Here is an 18,063-nt window from a genome sequence, read left to right on the forward strand (position 1 = left end):
GTAAGGTTAATTCGTCGCGCGGCCCTTGAAGCTGAAAAACGTGGCCCCATATACCGGGGCAGAAGCGCGAGTCGAGCTCGCGGACGAAGTTGAAAGGAGAAATCTATGGCTGACGAACAGACGCAGGATACGCAAAATCTAGACGCCAATCAGGCTCCCCAGGATTCGGGCGAAGACCTGTCGGCTCGTGTACAAGTGCTCGAAGAGCAACTGGCCGGTGCTCAGGATCAGGCGTTGCGCGTAGCAGCCGACCTGCAGAATGTCCGCCGCCGCGCCGAGCAAGACGTGGAAAAGGCCCACAAATTTGCCCTGGAGCGTTTCGCCGGCGACCTGCTGCCGATCATCGACAGCCTGGAGCGCGGCCTGGAGCTGTCCAACCCGGACGACGAGAACATCCGTCCGATGCGTGAAGGCATCGAGCTGACGCTGAAAATGTTCCAGGACACCCTCAAGCGTTATCAGCTTGAAGCGATCGATCCCCACGGTGAACCCTTCAACGCCGAGCATCACCAGGCCATGGCGATGCAGGAAAGTGCCGACGTCGAGCCGAACAGCGTGCTGAAAGTGTTCCAGAAGGGCTACCTGCTCAACGGCCGCTTGCTGCGCCCGGCCATGGTTGTGGTCAGCAAGGCGCCGGCGCCGGTTTCGCCTTCTATCGATGAGCAGGCTTGAAATCGGGCGCAACGGCCCCATTAAGAAGTCAAGCGTTTAAGTACTACCGCAGTTAGCCACCACTGCTGCGGCAAAAAAATTCAAGTTCCGGGAGAGTTAACATGGGCAAGATTATCGGTATCGACCTGGGGACCACCAACTCGTGCGTCTCCGTGCTGGAAAACGGCAAGGCCAAAGTCATCGAGAATGCTGAAGGCGCGCGTACCACGCCGTCGATCATCGCTTACGCCAACGATGGCGAGATTCTGGTGGGCCAGTCCGCCAAGCGTCAGGCTGTGACCAATCCGCATAACACCCTGTACGCGGTGAAGCGTCTGATCGGTCGCAAGTTCGACGAAGAAGTCGTGCAGAAAGACATCAAGATGGTGCCTTACAAAATCGCCAAGGCTGACAACGGCGACGCGTGGGTTGAAGTGAACGGCCAGAAAATGGCGCCGCCACAGATCTCGGCTGAAATCCTGAAGAAAATGAAGAAGACCGCCGAAGACTACCTCGGCGAGCCAGTGACTGAAGCGGTCATTACCGTTCCTGCGTACTTCAACGACAGCCAGCGCCAGGCGACCAAAGACGCCGGCCGCATCGCTGGCCTGGACGTGAAACGTATCATCAACGAACCAACCGCAGCCGCTCTGGCCTACGGTATGGACAAGGCCAAAGGCGATCACACCGTGATCGTTTATGACCTGGGTGGCGGTACCTTCGACGTTTCCGTGATCGAAATCGCCGAAGTCGATGGCGAGCACCAGTTCGAAGTATTGGCAACCAACGGCGATACATTCCTGGGTGGTGAAGACTTCGACATCCGCCTGATCGACTACCTCGTCGATGAGTTCAAGAAAGAAAGCGGCATGAACCTCAAGGGTGACCCGCTGGCCATGCAGCGTCTGAAAGAGGCCGCTGAGAAAGCCAAGATCGAACTGTCCTCGAGCCAGTCGACCGACGTGAACCTGCCGTACATCACCGCAGACGCTACCGGTCCGAAGCACCTGAACGTGAAAATCTCCCGCGCCAAGCTCGAAGCGCTGGTAGAAGACCTGGTTCAGCGCACCATCGAACCTTGCCGCATTGCGATGAAGGACGCCGGTATCGACGTTGGCTCGATCAACGACGTGATCCTGGTCGGCGGCCAGACCCGTATGCCGCTGGTTCAGAAGCTGGTAACCGATTTCTTCGGCAAGGAAGCACGCAAGGACGTGAACCCGGACGAAGCCGTTGCCATGGGTGCTGCCATCCAGGGTGCCGTTCTGGCCGGCGACGTGAAAGACGTTCTGCTGCTCGACGTCAGCCCGCTGACCCTGGGTATCGAAACCATGGGCGGCGTGATGACCGCGCTGATCGAGAAAAACACCACGATTCCTACCAAGAAATCCCAGGTGTTCTCGACGGCCGACGACAACCAGAGCGCCGTGACCATCCACGTGCTGCAAGGTGAGCGTAAGCAAGCGGCCCAGAACAAGTCCCTGGGCAAGTTCGACCTGGCCGAGATTCCACCTGCGCCACGCGGTGTGCCACAAATCGAAGTGACCTTCGACATCGACGCCAACGGCATCCTGCATGTCGGCGCGAAAGACAAGGCCACCGGCAAGACCCAGTCAATCGTGATCAAGGCCAACTCCGGCCTGTCCGAGGAAGAAATTCAGCAGATGGTTCGCGACGCTGAAGTCAACGCCGAGGAAGACCGCAAGTTCGAAGAGCTGGCCAGCGCTCGTAACCAGGGCGACGCCTTGGTTCACTCGACCCGCAAGATGGTTGCCGATGCTGGTGACAAAGTGACCGCTGAAGAGAAGACCGCGATCGAAGCCGCCGTGGTTGCCCTTGAAGCTGCCGTCAAAGGCGACGACAAGGCTGCCATCGAAGCGAAGATCGAAGAGCTGTCGAAAGTCTCCGCGCCAGTGGCCCAGAAGATGTATGCCGAGCAGGCCCAGCCAGCTGAAGGTGCTGCGCAGCAAGGCGAATCGGCCGAGAAAGCCGATGACGTGGTCGACGCTGAGTTCGAAGAAGTGAAAGACAACAAGTAATCGCTTGTTGGTCGGCCGGTTGACTGCGTTTGTGCGGTGGCTGGTAGGATGTCGCCGCGCGGGAGCTTGCTCCCGCGTTGGCGTGTCTGGAGTCAGTGAATTTTTACAGCATGCGACAGCGTTCGGGTGCTGGCGGTGTGTTCGGGAATGCTCCTGCTTTCCGGGCGATATGCGCCGAGACCAGGATCGTTGAATCGACGTGAGTTGGGTCCGGGCCTGTATTGGGGCTCAACGAGTTTGGCAAGGTTCAGGAGAGGTTTGCCGGACGTCCTATAAGAGTGCAAAGACTAATGGCGAAGCGTGATTTTTACGAAGTATTGGGTGTCGAGCGGGGAGCCAGCGAGGCAGAGCTGAAAAAGGCTTACCGTCGCCTGGCGATGAAGCACCACCCAGACCGTAATCCCGGCGATAAAGCGTCGGAAGAGATGTTCAAGGAAGCCAACGAGGCTTACGAAGTTCTGTCCGATTCCAGCAAGCGCGCGGCCTACGACCAATACGGGCATGCCGGTGTCGACCCGAGCATGGGTGGCGGCGGTGCCGGTTTTGGCGGCCAGAACTTCTCCGATATTTTCGGCGATGTGTTCAGTGATTTTTTTGGCGGCGGTCGCGGCGGCGCCCGTGGTGGTGCCCAGCGTGGCAGCGATTTGCGCTACACGCTGGAGCTGAACCTGGAAGAAGCGGTGCGTGGTACCACGGTCAATATCCGGGTGCCGACGCTGGTCAATTGCAAGCCGTGCGACGGTTCGGGCGCCAAGAAGGGCTCTTCGCCGGTCACCTGCCCGACTTGCGGCGGCATCGGCCAGGTTCGCATGCAGCAGGGCTTCTTCTCGGTCCAGCAGACCTGCCCGCGTTGCCATGGCCAGGGCAAGATCATTTCTGATCCGTGCGACTCCTGCCACGGCGAAGGGCGTGTCGAAGAGTACAAGACGCTGTCGGTCAAAGTACCGGCCGGTGTCGATACCGGCGACCGCATTCGTCTGTCCGGCGAAGGCGAGGCGGGTGCCCAGGGCGGCCCGACCGGCGATCTGTATGTGGTGATCAACGTGCGCGAGCACGCGATCTTCCAGCGTGATGGCAAGCATCTGTTCTGCGAAGTGCCGATCAGTTTTGTTGATGCGGCCTTGGGCGGTGAGCTTGAAATCCCGACCCTTGATGGTCGCGTCAAGCTGAAGATTCCCGAAGGGACGCAAACCGGCAAGCAGTTCCGCATTCGCGGCAAGGGCGTGGCTCCGGTGCGTGGCGGCGGTGCGGGCGACTTGATGTGCCGCGTCGCGGTAGAGACACCGGTCAACCTGAGCCGGCGCCAGCGGGAGCTGCTCGAAGAGTTCCGCAGTTCCCTGGCGGATGACAATAGCCACTCGCCGAAAACCACCGGTTGGTTCGAAGGTGTGAAGCGCTTCTTCGGCGATCTGTAAGGAGTGGGCATGCGACGTATAGCTGTGATGGGCGCCGCGGGGCGTATGGGCAAGGCGCTGGTCGAGGCGGTGCAGCAGCGCTCGCCGCTCTCTGGCCTGACGGCTGCCATCGTCCGGCCCGACAGTACGCTGGTGGGCGCCGATGCTGGCGAGCTGGCCTCGATCGGACGTATCGGCGTGCCAATGTCCGGTGGGCTGGAAAAGGTACTCGATGAATTTGACGTCCTGATCGACTTCACCCTGCCGGAAGTCATGCTGAAAAACCTCGCCACCTGCCGCAAGGCCGGCAAGGCCATGGTCATCGGCACGACCGGCCTGGACGCCGCGCAGAAGCAATTGTTGGCCGATGCCGGCAAGGACATACCGATCGTGTTCGCGGCGAACTTCAGCGTGGGCGTGAATCTCTCGCTCAAGCTGCTGGACCTGACGGCGCGGGTGTTGGGGGATGATGCGGATATCGAAATCATCGAGGCGCATCACCGTCACAAGATCGATGCGCCTTCGGGAACAGCCTTGCGCATGGGGGAAGTGATTGCCGATGCGCTGGGTCGTGACCTGCAGGAAGTGGCCGTGTATGGGCGCCAGGGTCACACCGGTGCGCGTGAGCGAGACACCATCGGTTTCGCGACCGTACGTGGTGGCGACGTGGTAGGTGATCACACGGTGCTGTTCGCCACCGAGGGTGAGCGCCTGGAGATTACGCACAAGGCGTCGAGTCGGATGACTTTCGCCAAGGGCGCCGTGCGTGCCGCGCTGTGGCTGGATGGTCGCGAGCCCGGCTTGTACGACATGCAGGACGTTCTCGACCTGCGTTGATGCCTTCAAGGCGGGGTTCAGGTTACACTGAGCCCCGTTTTACACCGCTTCGCGACGGCCTGTCGCATTCCCCTGCCTTTAAGGCTCATTAGCGGTGGACCAAAAAAGCCTTTTTCTGTAAGCTACAGCTTTAGTGTGTCCACTAAAAGCGCGCAGAATAATTCAGTGAACAAGCGGGGTGACGTGTCCATACGTCACTCCGCTTTTTTACAACCTGCGATCGCCCTTTCAGGCTTTATTTACGGGAGGTCTTCTTGACTAAGCCAGCCATACTCGCCCTTGCTGATGGCAGCATTTTTCGCGGCGAAGCCATTGGAGCCGACGGTCAGACCGTTGGTGAGGTGGTGTTTAACACCGCAATGACCGGCTATCAGGAAATTCTTACCGATCCTTCCTACGCCCAGCAAATCGTTACCCTGACTTACCCGCACATCGGCAACACCGGCACCACGCCGGAAGATGCCGAGTCCGATCGTGTCTGGTCCGCTGGCCTGGTCATCCGCGACCTGCCGCTGGTAGCGAGCAACTGGCGTAACAAGATGTCCCTGTCCGACTACCTGAAAGCCAACAACGTCGTGGCGATCGCCGGTATCGACACCCGCCGCCTGACCCGCATCCTGCGGGAAAAAGGCGCGCAGAACGGCTGCATCATGGCCGGTGACAATATTTCCGACGAGGCCGCCATTGCCGCTGCCCAGGGTTTCCCAGGCCTCAAGGGCATGGACCTGGCGAAAGTCGTCAGCACTCAGAAACAGTACGAATGGCGCTCCTCGGTCTGGGATCTGAAAACCGATAGCCACGCGATGATCGAGGCTTCCGAACTGCCGTATCACGTGGTCGCCTACGATTACGGCGTCAAGCTGAACATCCTGCGCATGCTGGTCGCGCGCGGTTGCCGCGTCACCGTAGTGCCGGCCCAGACCCCGGCGGCTGACGTCCTGGCCCTCAAGCCCGACGGCGTGTTCCTGTCCAACGGTCCGGGTGACCCGGAGCCATGCGACTACGCGATCCAGGCGATCAAGGACGTGCTGGAAACCGAGATACCGGTATTCGGTATCTGCCTGGGGCACCAGTTGCTGGCCCTGGCTTCGGGCGCCAAGACCCTGAAAATGGGCCACGGCCACCACGGTGCCAACCACCCGGTCCAGGACCTGGATACCGGTGTCGTCATGATCACCAGCCAGAACCACGGTTTTGCGGTTGACGAGGCGACCCTGCCGGCCAACGTACGGGCCATCCATAAGTCGCTGTTCGACGGCACGCTGCAAGGCATCGAGCGTACCGACAAGAGCGCATTCAGCTTCCAGGGCCACCCTGAGGCGAGCCCGGGCCCGAACGATGTGGCGCCGCTGTTCGATCGCTTCATCAATGAGATGGCCAAGCGACGCTGACCGCGTGAAACCCGAGGGCGGCCCCGAAAACGGCGGCCCCCGCGGGCGCTTCAAAGATTGTTCGACGGCCTAGCCGACTGACCTGCGGATTTGAGTGACAAACCCATGCCAAAACGTACAGACATAAAAAGCATCCTGATTCTCGGCGCTGGCCCGATCGTGATCGGCCAGGCCTGCGAATTCGACTACTCCGGCGCCCAGGCTTGCAAGGCCCTGCGCGAGGAGGGTTATCGCGTCATCCTGGTGAACTCCAACCCGGCCACCATCATGACCGACCCGTCGATGGCCGACGCCACTTACATCGAACCGATCAAATGGCAGACCGTTGCCAAGATCATCGAGAAGGAGCGCCCGGACGCATTGCTGCCGACCATGGGTGGCCAGACCGCACTGAATTGCGCTCTGGACCTGGAGCGCGAAGGCGTCCTGGAGAAGTTCGGTGTGGAAATGATCGGCGCCAATGCCGACACCATCGACAAGGCCGAAGATCGTTCGCGCTTCGACAAGGCGATGAAATCCATCGGCCTGGACTGCCCACGCTCGGGCATCGCCCACAGCATGGAAGAAGCCAACGCCGTGCTGGAACGCCTCGGCTTCCCTTGCATCATCCGTCCGTCCTTCACCATGGGCGGCACGGGTGGTGGCATCGCCTACAACCGTGAAGAATTCGAAGAAATCTGCGCCCGTGGCCTGGACCTGTCGCCAACCAAGGAACTGCTGATCGACGAGTCCCTGATCGGTTGGAAAGAATACGAAATGGAAGTTGTCCGCGACAAAAAGGACAACTGCATCATCGTTTGCTCCATCGAAAACTTCGACCCGATGGGCGTGCACACCGGCGACTCGATCACCGTTGCGCCGGCCCAGACCCTGACCGACAAGGAATACCAGATCCTGCGTAACGCCTCCCTGGCGGTACTGCGCGAGATCGGCGTGGAAACCGGTGGCTCCAACGTCCAGTTCGGCATCTGCCCGAACACTGGCCGCATGGTGGTCATCGAGATGAACCCGCGCGTATCCCGTTCGTCGGCCCTGGCCTCGAAGGCCACTGGTTTCCCGATCGCCAAGGTCGCCGCCAAGCTGGCCGTCGGCTACACCCTGGACGAACTGTCGAACGACATCACCGGCGGCAAGACTCCGGCGTCCTTCGAGCCGTCCATCGACTACGTGGTGACCAAGCTGCCGCGTTTCGCCTTCGAGAAATTCGCCAAGGCTGACGCACGCCTGACCACCCAGATGAAATCGGTGGGTGAAGTCATGGCCATCGGCCGGACTTTCCAGGAATCCCTGCAAAAAGCCCTTCGTGGCCTGGAAGTGGGTGTCTGCGGCCTCGATCCGAAGCTGGACCTGAGCAAGCCGGAAAGCATGAGCGAGCTCAAGCGCGAGCTGACCGTGCCGGGCGCCGAGCGTATCTGGTACGTGGCGGATGCCTTCCGCGCCGGCATGACTGTCGAGCAGATTTTCGACATGAACATGATCGACCCTTGGTTCCTGGTGCAGATCGAAGATCTGATCAAGGAAGAAGAGAAGGTCAAGACCATGGGCATGTCCAGCATCGATCGCAACACGATGCTGGGTCTCAAGCGCAAGGGCTTCTCCGACATGCGCCTGGCCAAGCTGCTGGGTGTGACCGAAAAGAGCCTGCGCACTCACCGCCACAAGCTGGAAGTCTTCCCGGTCTACAAGCGCGTCGACACCTGCGCGGCCGAGTTCGCCACCGACACTGCCTACCTGTACTCCACGTACGAAGAAGAGTGCGAAGCCGCGCCTTCGACCCGGGACAAGATCATGATCCTGGGCGGCGGTCCGAACCGGATCGGCCAGGGCATCGAGTTCGACTACTGCTGCGTGCACGCTGCACTGGCGCTGCGCGACGATGGTTACGAAACCATCATGGTCAACTGCAACCCGGAGACCGTTTCCACCGACTACGACACCTCTGATCGCCTGTACTTCGAGCCAGTGACCCTGGAGGACGTGCTGGAAATCGTCCGTGTCGAGAAGCCAAAAGGCGTGATCGTCCAGTACGGCGGGCAGACCCCTCTGAAACTGGCTCGCGCCCTCGAAGCCGCCGGCGTGCCGATCATCGGCACCAGCCCGGATGCTATCGACCGCGCCGAAGACCGCGAGCGCTTCCAGCAGATGGTCGAGCGCCTGAACCTGCGCCAGCCACCAAACGCCACCGTGCGCAGCGAAGACGAAGCGATTCGTGCGGCGGCGAAGATCGGTTATCCGCTGGTGGTGCGCCCGTCCTACGTACTGGGCGGCCGTGCGATGGAAATCGTTTACCAGGAAGACGAACTCAAGCGCTACCTGCGCGAAGCGGTCCAGGTGTCCAATGACAGCCCGGTTCTGCTCGACCACTTCCTCAACTGCGCCATCGAAATGGACGTGGACGCGGTCTGCGACGGCAAGGATGTCGTGATCGGCGCAATCATGCAGCACATCGAGCAGGCAGGCGTTCACTCCGGTGACTCCGCCTGTTCGCTGCCGCCGTATTCGTTGCCGGCCCACATCCAGGACGAGATGCGTGAGCAGGTCAAGAAAATGGCCCTGGAGCTCGGGGTTGTCGGCCTGATGAACGTGCAGCTGGCGCTTCAGGGCGAAGACATCTATGTCATCGAAGTCAACCCGCGCGCCTCCCGGACCGTACCGTTCGTGTCCAAGTGCATCGGTGTTTCCCTGGCGATGATCGCTGCTCGCGTGATGGCCGGTAAAACCTTGGCAGAGCTGAACTTCACCAAGGAAATCATCCCGAACTTCTACAGCGTGAAAGAGGCGGTGTTCCCCTTCGCCAAATTCCCTGGCGTTGACCCGATCCTCGGCCCGGAAATGAAATCCACCGGTGAAGTGATGGGCGTTGGCGACACCTTCGGCGAAGCCTTTGCCAAGGCCCAGATGGGCGCCAGCGAAGTCCTGCCAACGGGCGGCACGGCGTTCATCAGCGTGCGTGATGACGACAAGCCACTGGTTGCGGGCGTGGCCCGTGATCTGATCAACTTGGGTTTCGAAGTGGTCGCCACTGCCGGTACCGCCAAGCTGATCGAGGCGGCGGGCCTGAAAGTGCGCCGCGTGAACAAGGTGACCGAGGGTCGTCCGCACGTGGTCGACATGATCAAGAATGACGAAGTCACGCTGATCATCAACACCACCGAAGGCCGTCAGTCGATCGCCGATTCCTATTCCATTCGTCGCAATGCGCTGCAGCATAAGATCTACTGCACCACGACTATTGCTGCCGGCGAGGCGATCTGCGAAGCGCTCAAGTTCGGACCCGAGAAGACCGTACGTCGCTTGCAGGATCTACATGCAGGATTGAAGGCATGAGCATAACCAAGTACCCGATGACTGTTCAGGGCGCGAAGGCCCTGGAGGAAGAGCACGCTTTCCTGACCAAGGTCGAGCGTCCGCGCTTGAGCCAGGCGATCGGTGAAGCCCGTGAACTGGGCGACCTGAAGGAAAACGCCGAATACCACGCTGCCCGAGAGGAGCAGGGCATGGTCGAGGCGCGTGTCCGTGACATCGAAGGCCGCATGCAGAATGCGGTGATCATCGACGTCACGACGATTCCGCACACTGGCAAAGTGATTTTCGGCACTACCGTGGAAATCGCCAACGTCGAGACTGATGAAAGCGTCACTTACCAGATCGTTGGCGAGGACGAGGCGGACATCAAGCTCGGCAAGATTTCAGTCGGCTCGCCTATCGCCCGCGCCTTGATTGCCAAGGAAGAGGGTGATGTGGTTGCCGTGAAGACACCTGGCGGTGTCATTGAGTACGAGATTGTCGAAGTCCGTCATATCTGAACGAAGGCACCCGCTGCGTGCGGGTGCCATGATCTGGCAGCTCACCCAGATGTTATGGGTGGGCGGCGTCTGGTTGTTGCATATCGGTCTGCTGCCGGTGCTGGGTCAGATTGGCCTGGCACCGCTGCTCATCAATGAAATCGCAGGTATGCTGACGGCGCTGCTGGTGGGTTTTTCGGCAGTGTGCGTGATATTCCAGGCTTTGGTGCTGGTTCAGGCCGAGGGCCTTGGCAGTCTATGGCGCGACATCCGTGGGCAATTGCTGCTCATGGCCTTGTACGCTTGCGGGATGTTCCTGGCGGTGCGTCTCGGCTGGCCGGATGCGAGCCAATGGCAGGTATTCAGCTACCTGGTGCTGGGTTTTTCCGGCCTGGTGCTGGTGTTGCAGCCTGTTCCCGGATGGAGCGGCAGGGTGCGCGAAGCACACCCTTGACCCTTTGCATCATTTGAAGCGGTGAACGTTCGACAGTTGCTTGTTGACGCTGAAGTTCTTGCGATAAATCAGCGCCATCTTGCCGATGACCTGGACCAGGTCAGCCTTGCCGACCTTGCACAGCTCGGCAACGGCAGCCAGGCGGGCTTCGCGGTCGAGGATGTTGAGCTTGATCTTGATCAGCTCGTGATCGCCGAGGGCGCGTTCCAGTTCAGCGAGGACACCTTCAGTCAAACCGTTGTCAGCCACAGTCAAAACCGGTTTCAGATGGTGGCCGATGGATTTGTATTGTTTCTTCTGCTCTTGAGTGAGCGGCATAATCTGACCCCTGCGTCTGATCTTGTAAAAAGCGGCGGCCAGTTTACCCGAGCGAGTCCGGGACCGCCCACTTAATCACGACCCGATTTATTTTTCAGAGGTGGCCCGTGGCCCGTTCCAAGACTAGCCAGAACTGGCTCAGAGAGCATTTCAACGATCCGTACGTCAAAATGGCGCAAAAAGACGGTTATCGCTCGCGCGCCAGCTATAAATTGCTGGAGATCCAGGAGAAGGATCGCCTGATTCGTCCTGGCATGACCGTGATCGACCTCGGCGCAGCGCCGGGTGGCTGGTCGCAGGTGACCAGTCGTCTGATTGGCGGCCAGGGGCGATTGATCGCTTCGGACATCCTGGAAATGGACAGCATCCCTGACGTGACCTTTATCCAGGGTGACTTCACCGAGGACGCCGTATTGGCGCAAATCCTCGAGGCCGTCGGAAATACGCAAGTCGACCTTGTGATTTCCGATATGGCCCCCAATATGAGTGGATTGGCGGCTGTCGACATGCCTCGTGCAATGTTCCTCAGCGAGCTGGCCCTGGATCTGGCGGGGCGGGTTCTGCGTCCGGGTGGTGATTTCCTGATCAAGGTCTTCCAGGGTGAAGGCTTCGATGAATACCACAAGGGCATGCGCAAATTGTTCGACAAGGTGCAGATGCGCAAGCCTTTGTCGTCCCGCGACCGCTCTCGCGAGCAGTATCTGCTGGCGCGAGGGTTTCGCGGAATTGAAGGCGCTTCCAGTGATGAGCGGCTTTGAAACAAGCCGATAGTTTTTTTTGTATCGCATTGCGGGCGTCGCGTAACGAAAATTGCGCGAGTCAAAGTTTCACAAAGGGTTACAGACGGCGCCTGCCAGAGTCGCAGGTAATGTAGTAAGTTAGGCCGGTGAATATCATGCGAAGCGCGCGCCAGTAGCGGAGCTTGCTTCAGAGGGTAGTTAATTGAACGATATGGCAAAGAATTTGATCCTGTGGTTGATCATCGCCGCTGTCCTTGTGACCGTGATGAACAACTTCTCCAGCCCTAACGAGCCGCAGACCCTCAACTATTCCGATTTCCTCCAGCAGGTCAAGGAAGGCAAGGTCGAGCGCGTAGCCGTTGATGGTTATGTGATTACCGGCAAGCGCAGCGATGGCGACAGCTTCAAGACCATTCGTCCGGCGATCCAGGACAATGGTCTGATTGGCGACCTGGTGGACAATCATGTCGTGATCGAAGGCAAGCAGCCTGAGCAGCAAAGTATCTGGACCCAGCTCCTCGTCGCGAGCTTCCCGATCCTGGTGATCATCGCGGTGTTCATGTTCTTCATGCGCCAGATGCAGGGCGGGGCTGGAGGGAAGGGCGGGCCGATGAGTTTCGGCAAGAGCAAGGCCCGACTATTGTCCGAAGATCAGGTCAAGACCACCCTGGCTGACGTCGCCGGTTGCGATGAAGCCAAGGAAGAGGTCGGCGAGCTGGTTGAATTCCTGCGCGATCCGGGCAAGTTCCAGCGCCTGGGCGGACGTATTCCCCGCGGCGTGCTGATGGTGGGGCCACCTGGTACCGGTAAAACCTTGCTCGCCAAGGCAATCGCCGGCGAAGCCAAGGTTCCGTTCTTCACCATTTCCGGTTCCGACTTCGTCGAGATGTTCGTCGGCGTCGGTGCCAGCCGCGTCCGCGATATGTTTGAGCAGGCGAAGAAGCACGCACCATGCATCATCTTCATCGACGAAATCGACGCCGTTGGTCGCCACCGTGGTGCCGGCATGGGCGGCGGTCATGATGAGCGCGAGCAGACCCTCAACCAGTTGCTGGTCGAGATGGACGGTTTCGAGATGAATGACGGCATCATCGTGATTGCCGCTACCAACCGTCCGGATGTGCTCGACCCTGCGCTGCTGCGTCCAGGTCGTTTTGACCGCCAGGTCGTGGTGGGGCTGCCGGACATTCGTGGTCGCGAGCAGATCCTGAAGGTTCACATGCGCAAGGTGCCAATGGGAGATGACGTTGCTCCGGCGGTCATCGCTCGCGGCACACCGGGTTTCTCCGGTGCTGACCTGGCGAACCTGGTAAACGAAGCGTCACTGTTTGCTGCTCGTTCCGGCAAGCGTGTCGTGGAGATGAAGGAATTCGAACTCGCCAAGGACAAGATCATGATGGGCGCCGAGCGCAAATCCATGGTCATGTCGGAAAAGGAAAAGCAGAACACCGCTTACCACGAGGCAGGACATGCCATCGTCGGTCGTGTCGTGCCTGAGCATGATCCGGTGTACAAGGTTTCGATCATTCCGCGCGGTCGTGCGCTGGGTGTGACGATGTTCCTGCCGGAAGAGGACCGTTACAGCCTGTCCAAGCGCGCGCTGATCAGCCAGATCTGTTCGCTGTACGGTGGCCGTATCGCCGAGGAAATGACGTTGGGCTTTGACGGCGTGACGACGGGTGCCTCCAACGACATCATGCGCGCAAGCCAGATTGCCCGGAACATGGTTACCAAGTGGGGCTTGTCCGAAAAGCTTGGTCCGTTGATGTATGCCGAGGAAGAGGGCGAAGTGTTCCTGGGTCGCGGCGGCGGTGGCCAGCATGCAAGCTTCTCTGGTGAGACGGCCAAGCTGATCGACTCGGAAGTTCGCAGCATCATTGACCAGTGCTACGGCACGGCCAAGCAGATCCTTACGGACAACCGCGACAAACTGGACGCGATGGCTGACGCACTGATGAAATATGAAACCATCGATGCCGAGCAGATCGACGACATCATGGCCGGCCGCACACCTCGTGAGCCTCGTGACTGGTCCGGTGGTGGCACGGGTACCTCCGGTACGCCGCCAGCGGTACAGGGTGAGCGTCCCGAGACGCCCATCGGTGGTCCGGCCGCCGACGTCTAAGGCTTGAAATGACTTCTGTTCAGTCCTCTAACCGGTTGCCTTGCGGCAACCGGTTTCTTGATTTGGCCCGTGCGCACGTCATGGGCATTCTTAATGTCACTCCCGATTCCTTCTCCGATGGCGGAAGATTCTGCCAGCTCGACGCTGCATTGCGGCATGCCGAGGCCATGGTGGCGGCGGGCGCAACGCTGATCGATGTTGGTGGTGAATCGACCCGTCCCGGTGCGCGGGCGGTGTCACCTACCGAAGAGCTGGAGCGAGTGGCGCCGATTGTCGAGCGTATACACCGCGAGCTTGATGTCATCATTTCGGCTGATACCTCTACGCCAGCGGTCATGCGCGAGGCAGCGCGACTGGGGGCGGGGCTGATCAATGATGTCCGGTCCTTGCGGCGCGACGGTGCGCTGGACGCCGCGGCGGCAACCGGTTTGCCGGTGTGCCTGATGCATATGCTCGGCGAGCCGGGGACCATGCAGGACGATCCGCACTATGATGATGTGACCAGGGAAGTGGCCGGGTTCCTCGCGGAGCGCCTGGACCAGTGTGCTGCCGTGGGCATCCCTGCCGAGCGGATCATCCTTGATCCCGGGTTCGGCTTTGCCAAGACCCTGGCTCACAACCTGAGCCTGTTCAAACATATGGAAGCCTTGCATGCCCTGGGGCGGCCCCTGTTGGTTGGCGTCTCGCGAAAGAGCATGATAGGCAATGCCTTGGGCCGCCCGGTGGGAGAGCGCCTGTATGGCGGTCTCGCCCTGGCTGCATTGGCCCTTACCAAAGGTGCGCGCATTTTGCGCGTGCATGATGTAGCCGAAACGATGGATGTCGTGCGGATGATCGACGCTGTGGATTCAGCCGAATAAGAATGACGGAGCACTTATGAGCAAGAAATATTTTGGCACCGACGGTATTCGTGGTCGGGTCGGCGAATACCCTATTACCCCTGATTTCATGCTCAAGCTCGGCTGGGCCGCTGGCATGGCGTTCCGCAAGATGGGCGCATGCAAGGTGCTGGTCGGCAAGGACACGCGAATTTCCGGCTACATGTTCGAATCGGCTCTTGAGGCCGGTCTTACGTCGGCGGGCGCCGATGTGATGTTGCTGGGCCCGATGCCGACGCCGGCCATTGCCTACCTGACTCGTACATTCCAGGCCCAGGCGGGCATTGTGATCAGTGCTTCGCACAATCCTCATGATGACAACGGCATCAAGTTTTTTTCTGGCAAGGGCACCAAGCTGCCGGACGAAATCGAGCTGATGATCGAAGAGCTGCTGGATGCGCCGATGACGGTGGTCGAGTCGAGCAAGATCGGCAAGGTGTCGCGGATCAACGATGCATCGGGTCGTTATATCGAGTTCTGCAAAGGCAGTGTTCCGACCGGTACGAGCTTTTCCGGTCTGAAAATCGTTGTCGATTGCGCGCATGGCGCAACCTATAAGGTCGCTCCCAGCGTTTTTCGCGAATTGGGCGCCGAGGTGGTGGTGCTCTCTGCCCAACCCAACGGGTTGAACATCAACCACAATTGCGGCTCGACCCATACCGAGGCATTGCAGGCTGCGGTCCTGGCCGAACATGCCGATCTAGGGATCGCTTTCGACGGTGACGGTGACCGGGTGTTGATGGTCGACCATACCGGTACGGTCGTTGATGGTGATGAGTTGCTGTTCATCATCGCGCGCGATCTGCATGGTCGCGGCAAGCTGCAGGGCGGTGTGGTTGGTACGTTGATGAGCAACCTCGGGCTTGAATTGGCCTTGGCGGATCTGGATATCCCGTTCGTACGGGCCAATGTCGGCGATCGCTACGTGATCTCTGAATTGCTGGAGCGCAACTGGGTGATCGGTGGCGAGAACTCCGGCCACATCGTCTGTTTTGACCATACCACCACCGGTGATGCGATCATCGCTGCCCTGCAAGTGTTGATGGCGCTCAAGGCGCGTAACGAGGGGCTTGCGCAGTCGCGCCAGGCGTTGCGTAAATGTCCGCAAGTGTTGATCAATGTGCGTTTCGGCGGAGGTGTCAATCCTCTCGAGCACACGACGGTCAAGCAGGCCAGCGAGCGCGTAACGCAAGCAATGGCTGGCCGTGGCCGGGTGTTGTTGCGCAAGTCTGGCACGGAGCCTTTGGTGCGTGTCATGGTCGAAGGCGAGGATGAAGCACAGGTCCGCGGTTATGCCGAAGAGCTGGCGAAGCTGGTTACTGAAGTTTCTGCCTGAATTCGGCTTGCCAGTCATGAATCGGTTGGGTAACATCTGCGCCCACTTTGACCGACGAGGTACAGCATGCGTCGCACTATGGTAGCTGGTAACTGGAAGATGCACGGTACCCGCGCCAGCGTCGCTGAGCTGATCAAGGGCCTTCGTAACCTGGCCTTGCCAAGCGGTGTTGATGTAGCGGTGTTCCCGCCTTGCCTGTATATCAACCAAGTGGTTGATGGCTTGAAAGGTAAGTCGATTTCGGTGGGTGCACAAAACTCTGCAGTGGAATCCATGCAGGGTGCGTTGACCGGTGAAATCGCGCCGAGTCAGCTGGTGGACGCAGGATGTTCACTTGTCCTGGTCGGTCATTCCGAGCGTCGCCTGATCATGGGCGAGCAGGACAAGACCCTGATTCGCAAATTTGCCGCGGCACAGGCTTGTGGTCTGATCCCGGTGTTGTGCGTAGGGGAGACCCTCGAGCAGCGTGAGGCAGGCAAGACTCTCGAAGTTGTTGCTCGCCAGTTGGGCAGCATCATCGAGGACCTGGGTGTCGGTGCGTTTGCAAAGGCAGTCATCGCTTACGAGCCGGTCTGGGCCATTGGCACCGGGCTGACTGCTTCGCCTCAACAAGCGCAGGATGTGCACGCCGCCATCCGCGCGCAGTTGGCGCAAGAAAATTCTGAAGTGGCACGAGGTGTGCGGCTTCTATACGGCGGCAGCGTGAAGGCGGCCAATGCGGTCGAACTGTTCGGCATGCCGGATATCGATGGGGGGCTCATTGGTGGAGCGTCCCTGAATGCAGATGAGTTCGGTGCGATCTGTCGCGCCGCGGGAAACTGAAAAAATGCTGGAAACAGTCGTAGTCGTTTTTCATCTGCTGGGCGCACTGGGTGTAGTTGCTCTCGTATTGCTGCAGCAGGGTAAAGGTGCGGATGCTGGTGCGTCTTTCGGTGCAGGTGCTTCAAATACTGTATTCGGAAGCCAAGGTTCCTCTACCTTTCTTAGTAAGTTTACTGCTATACTCGCCGCCGGTTTCTTCATAACCAGCTTGGGGTTAGGTTACTTTGCTAAAGAGAAGGCTCATGAGCTGACTCAAGTAGGTTTGCCAAACCCAGCGGTGTTGGAAGCGCCAAAGCAACAACCGGCTTCTGATGATGTCCCGGTGCTTCAAGAGCAAAAGTCGGCCAATCCGGCGACTGACGTACCTCCAGCTCAAGAGCAGAAGTAAGAAGGTTTCAAACGCTGTATTGCCGAGGTGGTGGAATTGGTAGACACGCAACCTTGAGGTGGTTGTGCCCATAGGGTGTAGGGGTTCGAGTCCCCTTCTCGGTACCAATTATCAGGAGAGCCCGCAATTGCGGGCTTTCTTGTAGGTGGAAGCGTTACATTGACCCTGTAAGGGATCGGTCGTATACTTCCGCCCCAGCTTTGTCGCGGGATGGAGCAGCCTGGTAGCTCGTCGGGCTCATAACCCGAAGGTCGTCGGTTCAAATCCGGCTCCCGCAACCAGTTTCAGGGCCCCTTCCAAGGGGCTTTTTGTTAGCTGGACATTTACAACGCCGCTGTTCGACGGCGTTTCAGGGATGGGCGATTCGCCCATTTTTTTTTATTTGCATGGCATGCACATACATGCACGAGGGGGTTCAGGTGTCGAGCAAGCTAGAACAGTTGCAGGCCTTGTTGGCCCCGGTGGTCGTGGCCCTTGGCTATGAATGCTGGGGTATTGAGTTTTCGGCTCAAGGTCGCCACTCACTGTTGCGCGTTTATATCGATAAGGAAGGCGGCGTGTTGGTGGATGATTGCGCCATCGTCAGCCGTCAGATCAGTGGTGTGCTGGATGTTGAAGATCCCATCACCTCCGAATACACCCTTGAAGTTTCCTCGCCTGGCATGGAACGCCCTCTGTTCACTCTTGAACAGTTCGCTTTGTTTGCCGGTGAACAAGTGAAGATCAAGCTGCGCTCGCCCTTTGAAGGCCGACGCAACTTCCAAGGCCTTCTACGCGGTGTGGAAGAACAGGATGTCGTGGTGCAGGTAGATGACCATGAGTTCCTGTTGCCGATCGATATGATCGACAAGGCCAACATTATTCCCAGTTTTGACTGATACGTGCCAGATACTGCGGATCCCGCG

At 59.2% G+C, this 18,063-nt stretch carries 16 protein-coding genes and 2 tRNA genes; 17 read left to right on the plus strand and 1 reads right to left on the minus strand.

Features of this window, described 5'->3' with window-relative positions; all coding sequences use genetic code 11:
* The first annotated feature begins 105 nt into the window (after positions 1–105).
* The 8 genes from grpE to M1E16_RS03570 all read left to right on the plus strand — a co-directional run bounded on the left by grpE (position 106) and on the right by M1E16_RS03570 (position 10,551).
* On the plus strand, positions 106–672 hold the full coding sequence (grpE, locus tag M1E16_RS03535; protein ID WP_181287537.1) for a nucleotide exchange factor GrpE: 567 nt from the start codon (positions 106–108) through the stop codon (positions 670–672).
* Positions 673–773: 101 nt separating this feature from the next.
* Positions 774–2,690, plus strand: a complete 1,917-nt coding sequence (gene dnaK, locus M1E16_RS03540; RefSeq protein ID WP_434602781.1) for a molecular chaperone DnaK — start codon at positions 774–776, stop codon at positions 2,688–2,690.
* Positions 2,691–2,980: 290 nt separating this feature from the next.
* Positions 2,981–4,105, plus strand: a complete 1,125-nt coding sequence (gene dnaJ / locus M1E16_RS03545; protein ID WP_030139779.1) for a molecular chaperone DnaJ — start codon at positions 2,981–2,983, stop codon at positions 4,103–4,105.
* A gap of 9 nt (positions 4,106–4,114) precedes the next feature.
* Complete coding sequence (gene dapB, locus M1E16_RS03550) at positions 4,115–4,921, plus strand: 4-hydroxy-tetrahydrodipicolinate reductase (protein WP_305496916.1); 807 nt, start codon at positions 4,115–4,117, stop codon at positions 4,919–4,921.
* Between the two features lie 254 nt (positions 4,922–5,175).
* Positions 5,176–6,312 (plus strand): glutamine-hydrolyzing carbamoyl-phosphate synthase small subunit, encoded by a 1,137-nt coding sequence (gene carA, locus M1E16_RS03555; RefSeq protein ID WP_458129228.1) that lies wholly within the window; start codon positions 5,176–5,178, stop codon positions 6,310–6,312.
* Positions 6,313–6,417: 105 nt separating this feature from the next.
* Positions 6,418–9,639 (plus strand): carbamoyl-phosphate synthase large subunit, encoded by a 3,222-nt coding sequence (gene carB, locus M1E16_RS03560; RefSeq protein ID WP_434602783.1) that lies wholly within the window; start codon positions 6,418–6,420, stop codon positions 9,637–9,639.
* Positions 9,640–9,641: 2 nt separating this feature from the next.
* On the plus strand, positions 9,642–10,118 hold the full coding sequence (greA, locus tag M1E16_RS03565; protein ID WP_030139783.1) for a transcription elongation factor GreA: 477 nt from the start codon (positions 9,642–9,644) through the stop codon (positions 10,116–10,118).
* 28 nt (positions 10,119–10,146) lie between these two features.
* Positions 10,147–10,551 (plus strand): MFS transporter, encoded by a 405-nt coding sequence (locus M1E16_RS03570; protein ID WP_458129229.1) that lies wholly within the window; start codon positions 10,147–10,149, stop codon positions 10,549–10,551.
* 9 nt (positions 10,552–10,560) lie between these two features.
* Here M1E16_RS03570 and M1E16_RS03575 read toward each other — a convergent pair whose 3' ends face one another.
* Positions 10,561–10,869, minus strand: coding sequence for a YhbY family RNA-binding protein (locus tag M1E16_RS03575; RefSeq protein ID WP_181287543.1), 309 nt, complete (start codon positions 10,867–10,869; stop codon positions 10,561–10,563).
* A gap of 107 nt (positions 10,870–10,976) precedes the next feature.
* Between M1E16_RS03575 and rlmE the strand changes: the two genes are divergently transcribed.
* The 9 genes from rlmE (at position 10,977) to rimP (ending at position 18,036) form a co-directional block, all read left to right on the plus strand.
* On the plus strand, positions 10,977–11,627 hold the full coding sequence (gene rlmE / locus M1E16_RS03580; protein WP_305496908.1) for a 23S rRNA (uridine(2552)-2'-O)-methyltransferase RlmE: 651 nt from the start codon (positions 10,977–10,979) through the stop codon (positions 11,625–11,627).
* A gap of 193 nt (positions 11,628–11,820) precedes the next feature.
* Positions 11,821–13,734: an ATP-dependent zinc metalloprotease FtsH gene (gene ftsH / locus M1E16_RS03585; protein ID WP_305496907.1), complete on the plus strand. Its 1,914-nt coding sequence runs from the start codon at positions 11,821–11,823 to the stop codon at positions 13,732–13,734.
* Positions 13,735–13,742: 8 nt separating this feature from the next.
* Complete coding sequence (gene folP / locus M1E16_RS03590) at positions 13,743–14,594, plus strand: dihydropteroate synthase (RefSeq protein WP_458129230.1); 852 nt, start codon at positions 13,743–13,745, stop codon at positions 14,592–14,594.
* A 16-nt stretch (positions 14,595–14,610) separates the two neighbouring features.
* The gene (glmM, locus tag M1E16_RS03595; RefSeq protein ID WP_434602785.1) at positions 14,611–15,948 is read left to right on the plus strand and encodes a phosphoglucosamine mutase; all 1,338 of its coding nucleotides are present in this window, start codon (positions 14,611–14,613) and stop codon (positions 15,946–15,948) included.
* Between the two features lie 66 nt (positions 15,949–16,014).
* The gene (tpiA, locus tag M1E16_RS03600) at positions 16,015–16,770 is read left to right on the plus strand and encodes a triose-phosphate isomerase (protein WP_458129231.1); all 756 of its coding nucleotides are present in this window, start codon (positions 16,015–16,017) and stop codon (positions 16,768–16,770) included.
* A 4-nt stretch (positions 16,771–16,774) separates the two neighbouring features.
* Positions 16,775–17,158: a preprotein translocase subunit SecG gene (gene secG / locus M1E16_RS03605; RefSeq protein ID WP_025211789.1), complete on the plus strand. Its 384-nt coding sequence runs from the start codon at positions 16,775–16,777 to the stop codon at positions 17,156–17,158.
* Positions 17,159–17,179: 21 nt separating this feature from the next.
* Positions 17,180–17,265: transfer RNA gene (locus M1E16_RS03610), tRNA-Leu, on the plus strand.
* Between the two features lie 97 nt (positions 17,266–17,362).
* Positions 17,363–17,439 (plus strand) — tRNA-Met (locus M1E16_RS03615).
* 138 nt (positions 17,440–17,577) lie between these two features.
* Complete coding sequence (gene rimP / locus M1E16_RS03620) at positions 17,578–18,036, plus strand: ribosome maturation factor RimP (RefSeq protein ID WP_053118762.1); 459 nt, start codon at positions 17,578–17,580, stop codon at positions 18,034–18,036.
* Positions 18,037–18,063: the final 27 nt, after the last annotated feature.

The organism is Pseudomonas sp. Z2-11 (assembly GCF_054161305.1).